The sequence below is a fragment of the uncultured Aureimonas sp. genome (genome assembly GCF_913775355.1).
Lineage (GTDB): Bacteria > Pseudomonadota > Alphaproteobacteria > Rhizobiales > Rhizobiaceae > Aureimonas.
In genome coordinates this window covers 1-16,614 of the sequence record NZ_CAJYIU010000171.1, presented here as the reverse complement: position 1 = coordinate 16,614, position 16,614 = coordinate 1, and the positions used below count along the sequence as shown (strand labels likewise).

Below are 16,614 nucleotides of genomic sequence, written 5' to 3'. Positions count from 1 at the left end.
CGACGCAGCAAGGCCTGTTCGGATCGGCGGGAGTCAAGTGGGGCGGTCGAACCTGTCCGAACCGTATAGTTTCCGTCAGGTCATCTCACGGGTAGTCATGCGAGGAAAGCGCGCACGAACCTGTCATGTCCGCGACGCGGAAGACAGGGTATTCACACGCGCGGTGCGTTCGCGCTTCACGTGAGAGCATGGTCCGGGTGCTTCGGCCGGCATGCCGCATCGAGAAGCGCGCCCGCCCCGACGAAGGCCCATGACGGATGGCCTGAGGTCGTGAACGACAAACCACGCCGACAGGTCCTGTCGGGAACGGGAAGGAAAGCTGCGGACCATGAACGAACGCGCCAACCGGCTGCAGCCCTACGCCGTCCTCGCGATCTTCTTTCTGGCGGCCCTCGCCTTCCGGCCGCTCCTGCCGGTCGACGAAACGCGTTATCTCACCGTCGCGTGGGAGATGTTCCATCGCGACACGTTCTTCGTTCCGACGTTGAACTTCCTGCCCTACCACCACAAGCCGCCGCTCCTGTTCTGGCTGATCGACGCCAGCTGGACTCTGTTCGGCGCGTCGCGTGCGGCGGCGCTCCTCGTGATCTTCGCGATCGCGTCGCTGTCGCTGCACCTGACCCGGCGGGTAGCCGAGACGCTTCTGCCGACGCGACCCGACGTGGCGGCGAGGGTCGAATGGGTGATGCTCGGCAACGCCGTCTTCTTACTCTATTCGAGCCTCGTCCTCTTCGATCTCCTCCTGACCTGCTGCGTGCTGGCAGCCTTCCTGTCCCTCCACGCCTACGCCCGAACCGGGCGGCGGCGCGATGCCGTGGTGTTCGGGCTGCTGGTGGGTCTCGGCATCCTCGCTAAGGGACCGGTCGTGCTGGTCCATCTCGTCTGGCCCGTGCTGCTCTACCCCTTCTGGAAGCCCGCCCCGCAGAACCTGACGAACGGCGCCTTCTATCGCGGCGTCGGGCTCGGGCTTCTGGCCGCCTTCATTCCAGTCGCGGTCTGGCTCGGGCCGGCGCTTCTGCAGACCGACGGCGAGTTCGCCCGCGCCCTTCTCTGGGACCAGTCGGCGGGGCGCATCTCGGGGCAGATGGAGGCCTCCCATCCCCGACCCTTCTACTTCTATCTGGCCCTCCTGCCGGTGATGCTCTTGCCCTGGATCGCCTCGCCGACGATCTGGCGGGCGGTCCGGGCTCGCGCGATCCGCTTCGAGACGAGCGAGGGCCGCGCGCTCCGCTTCCTTCTCGTCTGGGCCGGCGCGGTGCTTGCGACCTTCAGCCTGATCTCCGGCAAGCAGCCACATTACCTCGTCCCGATCCTGCCGCTGGTCACCATCGTGATCACCGTTCTTCTGGCGGACGCGACACTACGCACGATCCGCCGCACCGCGCTGGCGCTCGCCGCCGGGCTCGTCCTGTTCCAGGCCGTCGCCTCGTTCACCCTGTTCCCGCGATACGATCTGAAACCGATCGCCGCGTTCGTCCGGGACCACCCGGATGCGCGGTTCGGCTTCGTCGGCGGCTACCAGGGCGAGATCAATTTCCTCGCGCGCCGCACGCAGCCGATCGAACTCGTCGCCCTCGAACACGCCGATGCCTGGTTCGGCGCCTATCCCGGCGGGTATCTCATCGACTTCTACAAGGCGTCCGACCTGACGCCGGGCCAGCCGGTGGTCACGATGAACTATCGAGGCGGGCTCGCCGGCATCTTCCAGCAATCCGCGAAGCCTTAAGCGCGGGCATCTCTGCACGAACCGGCCGTGCTCGCCGAGCGCTGGGCACGGCCGTCCGACCTATACGAAACCGTATAGGCCCCGACATGGCACCGAGAGCCTCAGGCGATACGAAGGGATCACCTCGTTCGCCCCGGATTCGCCGCGTCATGCCCCGAACCCCTGCCCCTAGCGCTTTTCCCGCACCCCCGCCCCGTCGCCGCAGCCATGCCGCGGGCCGCCCGCCCGTGTTCGCATCCGTGTCGCGAGGGAGGCCGGCATGAAAATCCTTATCGTCGAGGACGACGCTACCACCGCCGCCTACATCCGGTCGGGCCTGTCCGAGGAAGGGCACGAGGCGGATCACACGCCTTCGGGCATCGGCGGCCTGGAACTGGCCTGCACGCGGGACTACGATGTCCTCGTCATCGACCGGATGTTGCCGGGCCTCGACGGGCTGTCGCTCGTGCGTACCCTGCGGTCGGCGGGCAAGTCGACGCCCGCGATCTTCCTGACCGCCGTCGGCGGTGTCGACGACCGGGTCGAGGGGCTGGAAGCGGGCGCCGACGACTATCTCCTGAAGCCCTTCGCCTTTTCCGAGCTTCTGGCCCGGCTCAACGCCCTCAACCGTCGCACCGCCGTTCACCGCGAGGAGGTCGTCCTCAAGGTCGGCGATCTCGAGATGGACCTGATCGGCCGCCGGGTGACGCGCGGCGGCTGCGACATTGAACTGCAGCCGCGCGAGTTCCGGCTTCTGGAGTACCTGATGCGCAACCGGGGCCGCGTCCTTACGCGGACCATGCTCCTCGAACGGGTCTGGGAATTCCACTTCGACCCGAAGACCAATGTCGTCGAGACGCATGTCAGCCGCCTGCGCTCGAAGATCGATCGCCCCTTCGATGGCGAGATGATCCGCACGGTGCGCAGATCCGGCTATGTCCTCAATGCATCGACCTGATGCCACTCCACGATGCCGGGTCGCCGTCGCCGACCCCGCCCGTCCGACCGCTGTCGGGCGCATCGTCCCGTCCCGCCGCCGTCCCATCGTGAGTGACCCGTCATGACCAGCATCGTCGCCGCGATCTCCAGCGCCGTGATCGCCATCATCTCCGCCGGCGGTCTGCCCGGCATCATGCTTCTGATGGCGCTGGAATCGGCCTGCATCCCGATCCCGTCCGAGATCATCATGCCGTTCGCCGGATATCTCGTCTCGCAGGGGCAGTTCAGCCTCGTCGCGGTCGCAACGTTCGGCGCCATCGGCTGCAACCTCGGTTCCGCGGCAGCCTATCTCGTCGGGTCTCGCGGCGGCCGGACTCTGGTCGAGCGCTGGAGCCGGCATTCGATGTTCGGGGTTGCCGAACTGCGGCTCGCCGAGCGGTTCTTCCAGCGCTTCGGTCCGGCCGCGACGCTCGTTGGCCGTCTCCTGCCGGTCGTCCGCACCTTCATCGCCCTGCCGGCCGGCCTCGCCCGCATGAACGTCTGGAGCTTCCACGCCTTCACCTTCGTCGGATCGTGGATCTGGTGCTGGGCGCTCGCCTATCTCGGCATGACCCTCGGCGACCGCTGGCAGGACGATCCGCGCCTCAAGACGGCATTTCATGTCGCGGACGTCGTGGTGCTTCTCGCCCTTGGCGCCCTGGTCGTCTGGTATGTCGTCCGTCGCCGGCGGGCCGAGCGCACGTGAGCCGCTATCCACGCGCGACCGGAGCCCTGGCGCGGCAATCCCGCACTCGGCCCCCCGCTCGGGCTGTCTGCCGGATGCAACAGGGCGACGAAAACTTCTCGGGTGCGTCCTCGGCGCTTCTGGATTTATCGAAAACTTGGTGACAGCGTTCGGCGCCTCCGGTCCACCGAGCGGACGGCGACTTCGAGCGCGGCGTGCCCCTTCCCGCTCGCCCCGACGAACCTATTCCGCGTGCCGTGCCTTCGGCCTTCTCTTCTTTGCAGCGACCGACGATGACGATTGATCTGGATATCCGACCCACGCTTCAGGCGCCGGTGGCCTCGCCGCGGGACGCGGTCGACGCCCCCGTTCTTCCTGCCGTGGAGGTGCCGGTGGGCATCACGACCAGCATCGTCGTCCCCGCCCGCAACGAGGCTCCGAACCTCGCCGTTCTCGTGCGCGAGATCGCCGATGCGATGACGGGCCGGGTCTTCGAGGTGGTCGTGGTGGACGACGGCTCGACCGACGAGACCGGCGACACGCTGGCCGCGCTCCTCCGGGACGGCATTCCGGTGCGGCACATGCGCCATGATCGCTCGGCCGGCCAGAGCGCGGCGGTGCGGACCGGTGTGTTCGCCGCGCTCGGCCAGTTCGTCGTCACGATCGACGGCGACGGCCAGAACGATCCGGCCTTCATTCCCGCCATGATCGACGCGCTCGCAGCCGCCGGGCCCCGCGTCGGCATCGTCGCCGGCCAGCGGCGCGCCCGGACCGACACGCTGGTCAAGCGACTGTCGTCGCGTTTTGCCAACGGCCTGCGCAGCGCCATCCTGAAGGACGGAACGCGCGACACCGGCTGCGGGCTGAAGGCGATCCGCACCGATCTCTTCCGGACGCTTCCTTTCTTCGACGGCTGGCACCGCTACCTCCCGGCGCTCGCGCTGATGGAAGGATACGGCGTCCTCCACATCGACGTCGTCGACCGCCCGCGGCGCTTCGGAACCTCGAACTACGGTGTGTTCGACCGGGCGCGGCGCGGCGCGCTCGATCTCGTCGGCGTCTGGTGGCTGCGCCGGAGACGGCGGGTTCGGCCGGCCGTCTCCGAACTGACCACGGAGGCAGCACGATGACCATGGCCTGGAGCTGGCTGCACGACGTCTTCGTCGAGCGTTTCGACGTCTGGCTGATGGTGGGCCTCATCGCGCAGGCCTTCTTCACCGGTCGCTTCATCATCCAGTGGATCGCGTCCGAGCGGGCCCGCAAGTCGATCGTACCGGCGGCGTTCTGGACCTTCTCGCTCGGCGGCGGCTTCCTCCTGCTCGTCTACGCGATCCATCGCGAGGACCCGGTCTTCATCATCGGGCAGGCGGCCGGGCTGATCGTCTATGTCCGGAACCTGATGCTGATCGGGAGCGAACGGAAGCGGTCCGGCGCGGCGGCGGCCGCACCCGCGAACGGCGCCACCATGGCCTCACCGGCCGAGGCGGTCTAGGACGAGATCGACTCGCTCCTCGACTGTGACCTTCGGCAGAACCACGGTCTCGTAGCCGAGTTCGCGATAGGCTTTCAGAAGCCGATCGTATTCGGCGACCGAGGCGGCGAGGTCGTGTCGCCGCTCGGCGTCCGTCCGGTAGATCTCCAGCCACGGCGGCACGAGGAACACCACGTCGTGGTAGCGGTCGAAGCCAGAGAGGAGGTCGCGCGCCGCGCGTCCCGTCGCGTGCCCTAGCGCCACCGCCGCATCGACCTACCCGCGGTCGAAGAACACCCAGCCGTCCGCGCCGCTCATGCGGCGACGATCCTCGGCGGCGATCTCGATCGCACGCAACGCGAAGGCTGCGAGATCGACCCATGGAAGAGCCCCGCCGTCGCCGCGTTGCTCCTCCTCGACGATCCGGCGGCCGGGTTCCGGCACGACGTCGCACCCTCGCTGCCCCAGCGCCCGCAGAAGCGTCGACTTGCCGCCACCCGAGCACCCGGACAGGACGACGTGCCGCGAGGTCACGGACGGCTCGCTTCAAACGACGTAGAGGTTGAGGCCGTCGGATCGCTACGGTCTGGCGTGCCCTCTGCGAACGCGCCAACGACGAGCGAGGCCGCCAGCGCCAGCATCACCACGCCGACGACGCCATCGAGGACACGCCAGGCCGACGGGCGCCTGAAGACGGGCTGGAGCAGCCGGGCGCCGTAGCCGAGACCCGCGAACCACAAGAAGCTCGCGGCCGCCGCGCCGATGACGAACACGGGACGCACGGCTTCGGGCTGCGCCGATCCGGCCGTTCCCATGAGGAGGACGGTGTCGAGATAGACGTGCGGATTGAGAAAGGTGAAGGCGGCGCCGGTCGCCAGAGCCTGCCCGAGCGAGAGGCCTTCGGAGACGCCCGCCGTTAGCGCGCCGGGCGAGGCCATCCGCCGGAACGCCGCGATGCCGTACCAGGCGAGAAACGCCGCTCCACCGAGGGCCAGCACCAGTGTCAGTTGCGGCGCCGCCGCGAGGAAGGCCCCCATCCCGCCGACACCGGCCGCGATCAGCATCGCGTCCGATGCTCCGAAGAAGATGACGAGCGGGCCGACATGCTCGCCGCGCAGCCCCTGCCGCAGCACGAAGAGGTTCTGCGCGCCGATCGCGACGATCAGCGCGGCGGACAGGGCGAAGCCGGAGAGAAAGGCGGAGAGGACGGGGGTCATGCGTATCCGAATGCCTCGGCCGTCGACTGAAGTAAAACTTGTTCTTCTTACGCACGTGAAGCATAGCTTCATCCGTGCTCGATTATCCCGCCCTGTCCGCCGTCGCCGCCGTCATCCGCGAGGGTTCGTTCGAACGCGCCGCGCTGGCGCTCGGCATCACGCCGTCCGCCGTCTCGCAGCGCGTGCGGGGTCTGGAGGAGCGCCTCGGCGCCGTGCTCGTGGTGCGGGGCCAGCCATGCGGGGCGAGCGACCTCGGCCGATCGCTCTGCGCCCACCTCGATCGCGTCCGTCTGCTGGAGGGAGAAGTTGCGCCTCTCCTCCCTCAACCGGCTCAGGACGGACAGCGTCGTCTTCCGCTGAAGGTCGCGGTCAATTCCGACAGCCTCGCGACGTGGTTTCCGCGCGCCGTGGCCACCTTCGGACAGACGGTGGACACGCCGCTCGACCTGACGCTGGACGACGAGGCGCACACGGCCGACCGCCTTCGCTCCGGTGAGGTGCTGGCGGCTGTCACGGCCGATCCGCGCCCCGTTCAGGGCTGCCGGACGCTTCGCCTCGGGGCTCTGCGCTATCGTGCCTGCGCAAGCCCGGAATTTGCGAGGCGTTACTTCCGGGGCGGCGTAACGCGCGAGGCGCTCTCTTCGGCCCCCTGCCTTCGCTTCGACCGCCGCGACCGGCTTCAGGCGCGCTGGGCCGAGGACGTTCTCGGCTTCGAGTTCGACGCGCCGACATTCACAGTGGCCTCGACCCACGCCTTTCTCGATTTCGCGCGCGCCGGGCTGGCCTGGGGAATGCAGCCGGCGGCGCTGGCCGAGCCGCACCTCGCCGATGGCCACCTTGTCGAACTCGTGCCGGGCAAGCCGCTCGACACCACCCTGTACTGGACCGTCGCCCGCCTGCCGGTTTCCGCACTGCCGCGCCTGACCGATGCCGTGCGGCAGGCGGCCGCCGAAGGGCTGGTGTAAGTCCGGCTGCGAACGGGACCAGCGTTGGCGACACCCGCCCCGCTCCCTGCGTCAGAAGTTCGCCGTCATCGGGTCGGGGCCCATGCGGCCGTCCGCCGCGTCGAGCGCGGCGATCTTCGCCATGTCGTCCTCGTCGAGCCGGAAGTCGAACACGTCGACATTCGCTTTGATGCGGCTCGGCGTCACGGACTTCGGGATGACCACGAGACCGTTGTCGATGTGCCAGCGGATGATGATCTGCGCCGGGGTCTTGCCGTGCTTGCGCGCGACCTCGCCGATCGTCGGGTCTTCCAGCTGCTGGCCCTGGCCGAGCGGGCTCCAGGACTCCGTGGCGATCCCGCGCTGCGCGTGAGCGGCCCGCATCTCCCGCTGCTGGAACCGCGGATGCAGTTCGATCTGGTTGAGGACCGGCGTCACACCGGTTTCCGCGATCAACCGGTCGAGATGCTCGACCGTGAAGTTGGAGACGCCGATCGACCGCGCGCGGCCCTCCTCGCGCAGGCGGATCAGCGCCCGCCACGTGTCGACATAGAGGTCGCGGTTCGGGGCGGGCCAGTGGATGAGGTAGAGGTCGACATGATCGAGGCCGAGCCGCTGCAGGCTGGCGTCGAAGGCCTTCAGCGTCGCGTCGTAGCCCTGATCGGCGTTCCAGACCTTGGTGGTCAGGAAGATGTCGCCGCGCGCGATGCCGGACTGGCGCAGCCCCTCGCCGACGCCCGCCTCGTTCTCGTAGACGGCAGCCGTGTCGATATGGCGGTAGCTGGCCTCGATGGCCGTCGAAACCGCGCCCGCGGCGCCGTCGTTGGGCGTGCGCCAGACGCCGAGACCGATCTGGGGAATGCCTTTCCCGTCGTTGAAGGAGACGGTCGGATGCTGGTTCATGATGTCTTCGTTCCCATAGTCTTGAGGCGCAGCCGCGCCTCGGTCGCGGCGGTACATAAGCCTGCCTGATCGAAGGAAAACCGGTGCGGCATCCTCACGAGAGCCTCACGGTTGCGGAACGCCGCCATGGGCCCGCCGTTTGCGGTGGTGGGCGAGGCGATCCGAAAGCCCTGCCCTGCCTCCTCCCCAGCCCATCGGAACCGCATGACCCAGGACGTCGACTTCCTCATCATCGGAGCGGGTGCCGCCGGCATCGGCGCCGCGCGCCGGTTGTGCAGCCTCGGCGCCTCGCCTCTCGTTCTGGAGGCGGCGGACCAAGTCGGAGGGCGGGCCGAAACGTACCACGCCGGCGGCCTTGCGCTCGACCTCGGCTGCGGCTGGCTCCATTCGGCCGAGCGCAACGCCTGGACCCGGATCGCCGAGGATGCGGGCTTTGCGGTCGACCGTCGCACCCCGGCCTGGGGACGGCAGTACCGCGACCTCGGCTTTCCGCCCGCCGACCACGCCGCGGCATCCGAGGCGATGGCTCGTTGGGCGGAACGGCTCGACGACGTGTCGCCCGCGAGCGACCGCGCGAGCGATGCGCTGCGGCCGGGCGATCCGTGGAACGACTTCATCGCGGCGCGGACCGGGTACATCAGCGGGGTCGGCCCCGAACGGATTTCGGTCGCCGATTATCTCGCCTACGACGAGGCCTCCTCGGACGAGAATTGGCGCCTTCCCGCCGGATACGGGACACTCGTCGCCGTCAGCCTGCCGCCGTCCGCCGATCTGTGCACGGGCGTCGCGGTCCGGCGGATCGACATCGACGGCGATCGGGTCGCGGTCGCGACCGGCGACGGCACGGTTCGGGCACGCGCGGTCATCCTCACCGTTTCGACCGCTGTCCTCGCCGGCGGCGCGATCGCGATGCCGGCCGCGCTCGACCCGTGGCGGGATGCGGCGGCCCGTCTGCCGCTCGGTCGCAACGAGAAGGTCTTCCTCGAGATCGTCGGCGACGCGCCGTTCGAGGACGAGACGCATGTGGTCGGCTCGCCTCGCAGCCGCGCCACCGGCAGCTACTACATCCGCCCGCTCGGGGCACCGGTCGTCGAATGCTTCCTCGGCGGCGACGGGGCGGCGGTCCTCGACGATGGGCCGGAGGCTGGGTTCGCCTTCGCGCTTGCCGAACTCGGCGGCCTCTTCGGCGCCGACATCCGGCGCTTCCTGCGCCCGCTGAAGGCGACCCACTGGAGCGGTCTCCCGCTGATCGGCGGCGGATACAGCTGCGCCCTGCCCGGCGAGGCCGGCGCGCGCGAACGGCTCGCCCGCCCCTTCGACGACCGCGTGTTCTTCGCGGGCGAAGCGACCAGCCGGGCGGACTTCTCCACCGCGCACGGCGCGCACGACACGGGCGTGCGCGCCGCCGACGAAGCCTTCGCCGCGGTCGCGGCGCTTCGGGCACACGCCTGATCTGCGGCGCTCTCCGTGGGGTATCTCGATCGACGGCGCGAACGGGGCTCGACATATCCAGTCGATCTGCCCATCACGGGTCAGGCTCACAAGCGACGGTTCTCATGGTGAAGACGACAGGTTCCGGTTCGCGGCGTCGCCGCATCGGGCGCGCCCCGATGGTGCGGCGTTCGCGCGCCATGTGGATGTCGAAGCGCCTTTGGCGGCCGCGGCTGGTGTTCTGGCTCGGCGCGTTGGCTGTCGGGCTCGTCAGCGTCGCCTTTGCCGAGATGGCCGACTGGGCGCAGCGCGCCTTCGCGGCGATGAGAACGGAAGGCACAACGGGCGTTCTCGCGGCGCTCCTCGTCCCCCCGCTCGGCTTTGCCCTGTCGAGCTATCTCGCACTTCGATACTTTCCCAATTCGCAGGGCAGCGGCATCCCGCAGGCGATCGCCGCGCGGCATTTCGAGCGTGACGAGGAGCGCGGCATCCTCCTGTCGCTGCGGGTCGCCGCCGGAAAGATCCTCCTCACCCTCCTCGGGCTCCTGTCCGGCGCCTCGATCGGGCGCGAGGGCCCGACGGTGCAGGTCGGCGCCGCCATCATGCTGGCCGCCGGCCGCGTCGGCGGCATGGCCCATGCGCGCGGACTGATCCTCGCCGGATCGGCCGCCGGCATCGCCGCGGCCTTCAACACGCCGCTCGCCGGCATCGTCTTCGCGATCGAGGAGATGGGCCGGGCCTACGAGGCGCGCACCAACGGCCTCGTCCTGTCCGCGGTGGTGCTCGCCGGTCTCGCCTCGCTCGCGCTCACCGGCAACTACACCTATTTCGGGCGGAGCGACGCCGTGGTCGTATCGGCGAGCGGCTGGGTCCTTACCGTTGCGTGCGGCGTCGTCGGCGGTGCGCTCGGCGCACTCTTCAGCGCTGCAGCGCTGGGCGCCATGCGCCGCATCCGCGGCTGGACCCGCGGGCGCGCCCGACGGGTCGTCGGAGTCGCCACCGCTTGCGGCCTCGCCGTCGCGTTGATCGGCCTTGCCTCGAACGGCACGACCTACGGCACGGGATACGAGGAGGCCCGCTCCGCCGTCGAGGGCGCGCCGCTTCCCGCCTTCTTCTTTCTGGCGAAGTTCGCGGCCGGTCTCGTCTCGATGATCTCCGGCATTCCGGGCGGCATCTTCGCGCCGTCGCTTTCGGTCGGGGCCGGCCTCGGCTCGACGATCGGTCTCGTGCTCGGCGTCGGCACGGGCCTTGCCGCAACTCTCGGCATGGCCGGATATTTCGCGGGCGTCGTCCAGGCGCCGATGACCGCCTTCGTCATCATCCTCGAAATGACCGGCAACCAGGGGAACGTCGTGCCGATCATGCTGGCGTCGCTGATCGGCTTCGGCACGGCGCGGCTCGTCTCGGGCACGCCTCTCTATCACAGCCTCTCGCGCAACTACGTAGCCGAGGTGCTTCGGCAGACACGCAGCGAACGCGAGGGCCCAGCGACGTGACGGCGACGCGCTGGCAGTGGGTCCTGCGCCGCGTCACGCGGCGCATCTGGTTCCGGGCAGGACTGTTCTCGCTTCTGGCCGTAGCGACGGCGCTCGTCGGGGCGTGGGCCAGCCCCTTCATCTCGTTCGGGCTGTCGGCCTCGATCGGCGCGGATGCGGTCGACAACATACTCGGCATCCTCGCCTCCTCGATGCTGACGGTTACGACCTTCTCGCTGTCGACCATGGTCTCGGCCTATTCCGCCGCGACCAGCAACGTCACGCCGCGCGCGAACGTCCTCATCATGGAGGACTCGACCACCCAGAACGTCCTGTCGACCTTCATCGGCTCGTTCCTGTTCAGCCTCGTCGGCATCATCGCCCTGTCGACCGGCACCTATGGCGAGCAGGGGCGCGTCGTCCTGTTCGGCGTCACGATCCTCGTCATCGGCTTCATCATCGTGACGCTGCTTCGCTGGATCGATCATCTTTCGCGGCTCGGCCGGGTCACCGAGACGACGCAGCGCGTCGAGGAAGCCGCCATCGCGGCGGTCCGCGAGAGGCGGCGGCGGCCATATCTCGGCGGGCTACCGCTGCACGACCGCACGTCCGGCGTTCCGGCCGGTGCCGTGCGGCTGGCGGCGCGTGAGATCGGCTACATCCAGCACATCGACGTCGAAGCGCTGGCTTCGCTGGCCCGCCGCGCTCAGGCACGCGTGTTCGTTTTGCGTCTGCCCGGCGAGATGGCCGACCCGACCGAAGCGATCCTGGCCGTCGAGGGCGCGCGGATCGAGGAAGCAGCGCTTCTCCGATGCGTGACGATCGGTGACCGTCGCTCCTTCGACCAGGACCCGCGCTTCGGCGTCTGCGTGCTGACGGAGGTCGCCAGCCGTGCCCTGTCGCCGGCGACCAACGATCTCGGCACGGCGGTCGACGTCGTCGGCCGGCTCCTGCGCGTCCTGGCCGCATGGGCCGCGCCGGGCGAAGCCGACGAGCCCGCGTTCGCCGAGGTCCTCGTCCCGCCGCTTCGGGTCGATGACCTCTTCGACGATGCCTTTCTCGCGGTGGCCCGTGACGGGGCCGGCATCATCGAGGTCGGAGTGCGTCTCCAGAAAGCGCTGCGCACGCTCTCGCGTCTCGACCATCCCGACTACGCGCCGGCCGCCCGGCACCATGCAAGGCAGGCGCTCGCACGGGCCGAAGTCGCCATGACGCTGGAGGCGGACAAGAAGGCGCTGCGCGAGATCGCGGCGACGGTTTGACCTGTCGGTTGTACCCTTCGAGCGTGACAAAGGCCGACGTCGAACCGGTGGCCCCAGCGCGTCGGGCGGGCAGGTTGTCGCAAGCTATACGCAGCGGCGGGAGGGTCCCTAGCCGGCGAAGCGTTCCCGCCTAAGTGCCCCTTCCCGATCATCCGACGGCTGCATGCTGCCGCGCGATTGTCTGAAGGAGCTCGACATGGACACGATGACGCCCGGCGCAGGCACCTGCCCCTTTGGCGGGACCCGGATCAGCGGTGCGGCCGGCAGCGAGCCGCAGATCGATCATTGGTGGCCGAACCGGCTGAAGGTCGAGCTTCTGCATCAGGAGCCGCCGGCGGCCAACCCGCTGGGACCTGACTTCGACTACGCCGAAGCCTTCAAGGCGCTCGATCTGCAGGCCGTGAAGTCGGACATCAAGGCCTTCCTGACGACGTCGGTCTCCTGGTGGCCGTCCGACTACGGCAACTACGGTCCGCAGATGATCCGCATGGCCTGGCATTCGGCCGGCACCTACCGCATCGCGGACGGTCGCGGCGGCGCGGGCCAGGGCATGCAGCGCTTCGCGCCGGTCAACTCCTGGTGGGACAACGGCAACACCGACAAGTCCCGCCGCCTTCTCTGGCCGATCAAACAGAAGTACGGCGCGGCCCTCTCCTGGGCCGACCTCATGGTCCTCACCGGCAACTGCGCGCTGGAGATCATGGGCTTCAAGACCTTCGGCTTCGCCGGCGGGCGTGTCGACGCCTGGGAGCCCGACCGCTCGACCTACTGGGGCCCCGAGGGCTGGACCGGCAAGGCCGCGAAGGACGCGCCGCGCGGTCCCATGGCCGGGCACCCGGAGGAAATGGTCAATCGCGGCCTGCGCTGGCAGGACGGCCCGAAGGACGCGACCTACGAGCTCGACAGCCCGCTCGCCGCCTCGCACCAGTCGCTGATCTACGTCGATCCGGAAGGCCCGAACGGCAACGGCGATCCGCTGGATTCGGCGCGCGACATCCGCCTCACCTTCGGCCGGATGGCGATGAACGACGAGGAGACGGTCGCGCTGATCGCCGGCGGCCACGCCTTCGGCAAGTCGCACGGTATGGTGAAGGCCGACCGCATCGGCGGCGCGCCGGAAGTCGCGCGCATGCACGAGATGGGTCTCGGCTGGCACAACCCGGAAGGCTCGGGGAACGCCGAGTTCACGATGACCAACGGCATCGAGGGTTCGTGGACGCCGAACCCGACGCAGTGGGACAACGACTACCTCGAGAACCTCTTCCGCTTCGAGTGGCGCAAGACCAAGAGCCCGGCCGGCTCGATCCAGTGGACCCCGGTCGATCCGGACGCGCCGAAGACCCCGGACGCGCATCTCTCCGGCAAGTCTCACGCCCTGATGATGATGACCTCGGACATCGCCCTCAAGGAAGACCCGGCCTATCGAGCCGTCTGCGAGAAGTTCCTCGCCGACTTCGACTACTTCTCCGACGCCTTCTCCCGCGCCTGGTTCAAGCTCACCCATCGCGACATGGGCCCGAAGGTGCGCTACCTCGGTCCCGAGGTGCCCGCCGAGGACCTGATCTGGCAGGACCCGATTCCGCCGCTCGACCACGCCGTGATCGACGAGGCGGACATCGCCCGCCTGAAGTCGGACATCCTCGCCAGCGGCCTGTCGGTGACCGACCTTGTCGCGACGGCCTGGGCCGCCGCCTCGACGCACCGCGTCTCCGACAAGCGCGGCGGCGCCAACGGCGGGCGCATCCGCCTGCAGCCGCAGCGCGGCTGGGCGATCAACGAGCCCGACCGGCTGGAGCGCGTCATCCCGAAGCTGGAGGAGATCGCCGAGCGCTTCAACGGCTCGGCCGCCGGCGGCAAGCGTGTGTCCTTCGCCGACATGGTGGTGCTCGCCGGCTGCGCGGGCGTCGAAAAGGCGGCGCGCGACGCGGGCTCCGACGTCGACGTCCCGTTCGTGCCGGGTCGCCGCGACACGACGCAGGACCTCACCGACGTCGAGCAGTTCGACTGGCTTCAGCCGGTGTCGGACGGCTTCCGCAACTACCATGACACGTCGATCGACTTCACCGTGTCGCCCGAGGAGCTGTTCCTCGACCGCGCCATGCTTTTGTCGCTGACCGCGCCGGAATGGGCCGCCCTCACCGGCGGCCTGCGTGTCCTCGGCGTCAATGCCGGCGGCTTGCAGCACGGCGTCTTCAGCGATCGCGTCGGCACGCTGACGAACGACATGTTCCGTCACCTCACCTCGATGGACTACGTCTGGTCGCCGCAGGACGCCTCGGAGATGACGTTCGACATCAAGGACCGCGACAGTGGCGAGCGTCGTTTCACCGCCACGCGTTGCGACCTCGTGTTCGGCTCGAACTCGCAGCTCCGCCAGATCGCCGAGGTCTATGCGGCCGACGACGGCAAGGAGCGCTTCGTGCGCGAGTTCGTCGACGCCTGGCACAAGGTGATGATGCTCGACCGCTACGAGGTGAAGCCGACGCAGCGCTGACCCGGCACGGCGCACCATCCTTCGGGGCGGTCGGCCCGATGGCCCCCCGGAGAATGCGCCCTTGCCGATCGATGAGGGTTTCGGCGACATGGTGGTCCGTGTCGCCGAAACCGGAGCCTTGAACATTGGACGCGCCCGAACCGCAGCCCGCAACCGCCCCGTCAGGCGCCCCGACGATCCGCACAATCGCCATGCCGGCCGACACCAACCCGGCCGGCGACATCTTCGGCGGCTGGCTGCTCGCGCAGATGGACTTTGCCGCCGGCACCGCAGCCGCCCGGCTCGCCCGCGGTCGCTGCGCCACCATCGCGATCGAAGCCATGCGCTTTCTCAAGCCCGTCTATGTCGGCGACGAGGTGAGCCTCTACGCGGACATCCTGCATGTCGGCCGCACTTCGATGCGCATCAACGTCGAGGCCTGGCGCCGCAGCCGCGAGGGCGAAGAGGTCGAGCAGGTGACGCAAGGCGTCTTCACATTCGTCGCGATCGACGCCAACCGGAAGCCACGGCCCATCCCGGTCCAGAGCTGATCGGAGCCGCGACAGAACGGGTCACGCGCCGTTCGCGGGAATCGGCTAGTCTTTCACCGATCAATCGCGGGAGACGGCCAATGAGCGGCACGTTCGGTGTTCTAGTGATGTCGGCGCTCTTCGTCGGCTCGCACTTTCTCCTGTCCCATCCGCTGCGGGCCCCTCTCGTCGCTAGGCTCGGTGAGAAAGGCTTCCAGGGCGTCAACACGCTCGTCGCCTTCGCGACGCTCGGCGCCACGGTCTGGGCCTATCGCGCAGCGTCCGTCACCGAACCGATCTGGCAGGTCGGCGATGGCCTCTGGGCTCTCGCCACGGTCCTGATGCTCGTTGCCTCGTTCCTCTTCATGGGCTCGCTGATCCGCAACCCCACGCTGTCCGGCTCGAAGACCGATCCTGCCCATGCCGAGGCGCGCGGCGTCTTCGCCGTGACCCGTCATCCGATGATGTGGTCCTTCGCGATCTGGGGCCTGTCGCACATTCTCGTCTACCCGATCCCGAAGAACGTCGTCCTCTGCGCGGCGATCATCGTTCTGGCGCTGGTCGGCTCGGCACTGCAGGAGCGCAAGCGCGCGGCGCTCGACCCCGCGGGGTGGCGATCCTGGAGCGCGCGGACCAGCTTCTGGCCGCTCGCCGCCGTCGCGGCAGGTCGGGCGCGTCTCGGCGGCTTCGGCATGCATGCCCTTGCGGGCGGCACCGTGGTCTGGCTCGCCGCGACCTGGGCGCACATTCCCCTGGCCGGCTGGGCCGCCGGCATCTGGCGCTGGATCGTCTGACGGCAGCCGCTCGCCTCTGTGAATCGCGAGTGATCCCCCCGCGAACCGTCTTGCCAACGCGTTCCTGATCTGTTCTGTCGGCGGATGGATGTGGGCGCAGAGAAAGGCGATGGTGGCGCGCGAGACGGAGGGAGAGGCCGACGACGTGGATGAACGCGCGGGCGCCCCAATGCCGACCCGTCAGCGCAAGATCATCCATGTCGACATGGATGCGTTCTACGCCTCGGTCGAGCAGCGGGACGATCCGTCGCTGCGCGGCAAGCCGCTGGCCGTCGGCGGTTCGGCGCAGCGCGGCGTGGTGGCGGCGGCAAGCTACGAAGCCCGCGCCTTCGGCGTGCGGTCTGCCATGCCCTCGGTCACCGCCAAGCGCCGCTGCCCCGACCTCCTGTTCGTGAAGCCGCGCTTCGATGTCTACAAGGCCGTGTCGCTCCAGATCCGCGAGATCTTCGCGGAGCACACCGACATCATCGAGCCCTTGTCGCTGGACGAGGCCTATCTCGACGTGACGCAGAACAAGCAGGGCATCGCGTCCGCCACCGCGATCGCGGAGGCGATCCGCCGTCGCATCCGCGAGGTCACCGGCCTCACCGCCTCGGCGGGCGTCTCCTACAACAAGTTTCTCGCCAAGCTCGCCTCCGACCATCGCAAGCCGGATGGGCTTTTCGTGGTCACGCCCGCCATGGGCGCGGCCTTCGTCGAGGCGCTGCCGGTCGGCCGGTTTCATGGCGTCGGCCCGGCCACCGTCG

The 16,614-nt window shown here is 69.0% G+C and carries 15 protein-coding genes and 1 pseudogene; 13 read left to right on the top strand and 3 right to left on the bottom strand.

The window, feature by feature from the left end; translation table 11 throughout:
* Positions 1 to 328: 328 nt before the first annotated feature.
* From QZ753_RS11025 to QZ753_RS11005, 5 genes are all read left to right on the top strand, one after another.
* A complete protein-coding gene (locus QZ753_RS11025; RefSeq protein WP_294643682.1) occupies positions 329 to 1,726 on the top strand; it encodes a glycosyltransferase family 39 protein in 1,398 nt (465 codons plus the stop codon).
* Positions 1,727 to 1,985: 259 nt separating this feature from the next.
* Positions 1,986 to 2,663, top strand: coding sequence for a response regulator transcription factor (locus tag QZ753_RS11020; protein ID WP_294643680.1), 678 nt, complete (start codon positions 1,986 to 1,988; stop codon positions 2,661 to 2,663).
* 102 nt (positions 2,664 to 2,765) lie between these two features.
* Positions 2,766 to 3,389: a DedA family protein gene (locus QZ753_RS11015; RefSeq protein WP_294643679.1), complete on the top strand. Its 624-nt coding sequence runs from the start codon at positions 2,766 to 2,768 to the stop codon at positions 3,387 to 3,389.
* 272 nt (positions 3,390 to 3,661) lie between these two features.
* On the top strand, positions 3,662 to 4,498 hold the full coding sequence (locus QZ753_RS11010) for a glycosyltransferase family 2 protein (protein ID WP_294643677.1): 837 nt from the start codon (positions 3,662 to 3,664) through the stop codon (positions 4,496 to 4,498).
* Entirely contained in the window at positions 4,495 to 4,860 is a 366-nt protein-coding gene (locus QZ753_RS11005) for a lipid-A-disaccharide synthase N-terminal domain-containing protein (protein ID WP_294643675.1), read from the top strand. The genes QZ753_RS11010 and QZ753_RS11005 overlap by 4 nt, the downstream gene beginning before the upstream one ends.
* Here the strand turns inward: QZ753_RS11005 and QZ753_RS11000 are convergent.
* Together QZ753_RS11000 and QZ753_RS10995 are read right to left on the bottom strand one after the other, a co-directional pair.
* Positions 4,840 to 5,373 (bottom strand): annotated as a pseudogene (locus tag QZ753_RS11000) (AAA family ATPase). The gene QZ753_RS11005 and the pseudogene QZ753_RS11000 overlap by 21 nt on opposite strands.
* A complete protein-coding gene (locus QZ753_RS10995; protein WP_294643674.1) occupies positions 5,370 to 6,056 on the bottom strand; it encodes a LysE/ArgO family amino acid transporter in 687 nt (228 codons plus the stop codon). Before QZ753_RS10995 ends, QZ753_RS11000 begins: the two are co-directional and overlap by 4 nt.
* Positions 6,057 to 6,130: 74 nt before the next feature.
* Here QZ753_RS10995 and QZ753_RS10990 point away from each other — a divergent pair, with 74 nt between their 5' ends.
* Complete coding sequence (locus tag QZ753_RS10990) at positions 6,131 to 7,021, top strand: LysR family transcriptional regulator ArgP (RefSeq protein WP_294643672.1); 891 nt, start codon at positions 6,131 to 6,133, stop codon at positions 7,019 to 7,021.
* A gap of 51 nt (positions 7,022 to 7,072) precedes the next feature.
* On the opposite strand, the gene QZ753_RS10985 is transcribed toward QZ753_RS10990, so the two are convergent.
* Positions 7,073 to 7,903: an aldo/keto reductase gene (locus QZ753_RS10985; protein ID WP_294643670.1), complete on the bottom strand. Its 831-nt coding sequence runs from the start codon at positions 7,901 to 7,903 to the stop codon at positions 7,073 to 7,075.
* A 204-nt stretch (positions 7,904 to 8,107) separates the two neighbouring features.
* On the opposite strand from QZ753_RS10985, the gene QZ753_RS10980 reads away from it, so the two are divergent.
* The 7 genes from QZ753_RS10980 to dinB form a co-directional block, all read left to right on the top strand.
* On the top strand, positions 8,108 to 9,355 hold the full coding sequence (locus tag QZ753_RS10980; protein WP_294643668.1) for an FAD-dependent oxidoreductase: 1,248 nt from the start codon (positions 8,108 to 8,110) through the stop codon (positions 9,353 to 9,355).
* 104 nt (positions 9,356 to 9,459) lie between these two features.
* Positions 9,460 to 10,830: a chloride channel protein gene (locus QZ753_RS10975; protein ID WP_294643666.1), complete on the top strand. Its 1,371-nt coding sequence runs from the start codon at positions 9,460 to 9,462 to the stop codon at positions 10,828 to 10,830.
* Positions 10,827 to 12,071, top strand: coding sequence for a DUF2254 domain-containing protein (locus QZ753_RS10970; RefSeq protein WP_294643665.1), 1,245 nt, complete (start codon positions 10,827 to 10,829; stop codon positions 12,069 to 12,071). Before QZ753_RS10975 ends, QZ753_RS10970 begins: the two co-directional genes overlap by 4 nt.
* Before the next feature lie 196 nt (positions 12,072 to 12,267).
* A complete protein-coding gene (katG, locus tag QZ753_RS10965) occupies positions 12,268 to 14,565 on the top strand; it encodes a catalase/peroxidase HPI (RefSeq protein WP_294643663.1) in 2,298 nt (765 codons plus the stop codon).
* Positions 14,566 to 14,756: 191 nt separating this feature from the next.
* Positions 14,757 to 15,095: an acyl-CoA thioesterase gene (locus tag QZ753_RS10960; RefSeq protein ID WP_294643686.1), complete on the top strand. Its 339-nt coding sequence runs from the start codon at positions 14,757 to 14,759 to the stop codon at positions 15,093 to 15,095.
* 80 nt (positions 15,096 to 15,175) lie between these two features.
* Positions 15,176 to 15,868 carry an NnrU family protein gene (locus tag QZ753_RS10955; protein WP_294643661.1) on the top strand — a complete coding sequence of 231 codons (693 nt, stop codon included), beginning with the start codon at positions 15,176 to 15,178 and terminating at the stop codon, positions 15,866 to 15,868.
* Positions 15,869 to 16,037: 169 nt separating this feature from the next.
* On the top strand, positions 16,038 to 16,614 hold a 577-nt coding region (dinB, locus tag QZ753_RS10950), incomplete at its 3' end, for a DNA polymerase IV (protein ID WP_294643684.1).

Excerpts from the sequence above, each read along its gene's own strand:
- QZ753_RS11025 (WP_294643682.1), top strand. The coding sequence starts at position 329 with ATGAACGAACGCGCCAACCGGCTGCAGCCCTACGCCGTCCTCGCGATC.
- QZ753_RS11020 (WP_294643680.1), top strand. The coding sequence starts at position 1,986 with ATGAAAATCCTTATCGTCGAGGACGACGCTACCACCGCCGCCTACATC.
- QZ753_RS11015 (WP_294643679.1), top strand. The coding sequence starts at position 2,766 with ATGACCAGCATCGTCGCCGCGATCTCCAGCGCCGTGATCGCCATCATC.
- QZ753_RS11010 (WP_294643677.1), top strand. The coding sequence starts at position 3,662 with ATGACGATTGATCTGGATATCCGACCCACGCTTCAGGCGCCGGTGGCC.
- QZ753_RS11005 (WP_294643675.1), top strand. The coding sequence starts at position 4,495 with ATGACCATGGCCTGGAGCTGGCTGCACGACGTCTTCGTCGAGCGTTTC.
- QZ753_RS10995 (WP_294643674.1), bottom strand. The coding sequence starts at position 6,056 with ATGACCCCCGTCCTCTCCGCCTTTCTCTCCGGCTTCGCCCTGTCCGCC.
- QZ753_RS10985 (WP_294643670.1), bottom strand. The coding sequence starts at position 7,903 with ATGAACCAGCATCCGACCGTCTCCTTCAACGACGGGAAAGGCATTCCC.
- QZ753_RS10980 (WP_294643668.1), top strand. The coding sequence starts at position 8,108 with ATGACCCAGGACGTCGACTTCCTCATCATCGGAGCGGGTGCCGCCGGC.
- QZ753_RS10975 (WP_294643666.1), top strand. The coding sequence starts at position 9,460 with ATGGTGAAGACGACAGGTTCCGGTTCGCGGCGTCGCCGCATCGGGCGC.
- katG (WP_294643663.1), top strand. The coding sequence starts at position 12,268 with ATGGACACGATGACGCCCGGCGCAGGCACCTGCCCCTTTGGCGGGACC.
- QZ753_RS10960 (WP_294643686.1), top strand. The coding sequence starts at position 14,757 with ATGCCGGCCGACACCAACCCGGCCGGCGACATCTTCGGCGGCTGGCTG.
- QZ753_RS10955 (WP_294643661.1), top strand. The coding sequence starts at position 15,176 with ATGAGCGGCACGTTCGGTGTTCTAGTGATGTCGGCGCTCTTCGTCGGC.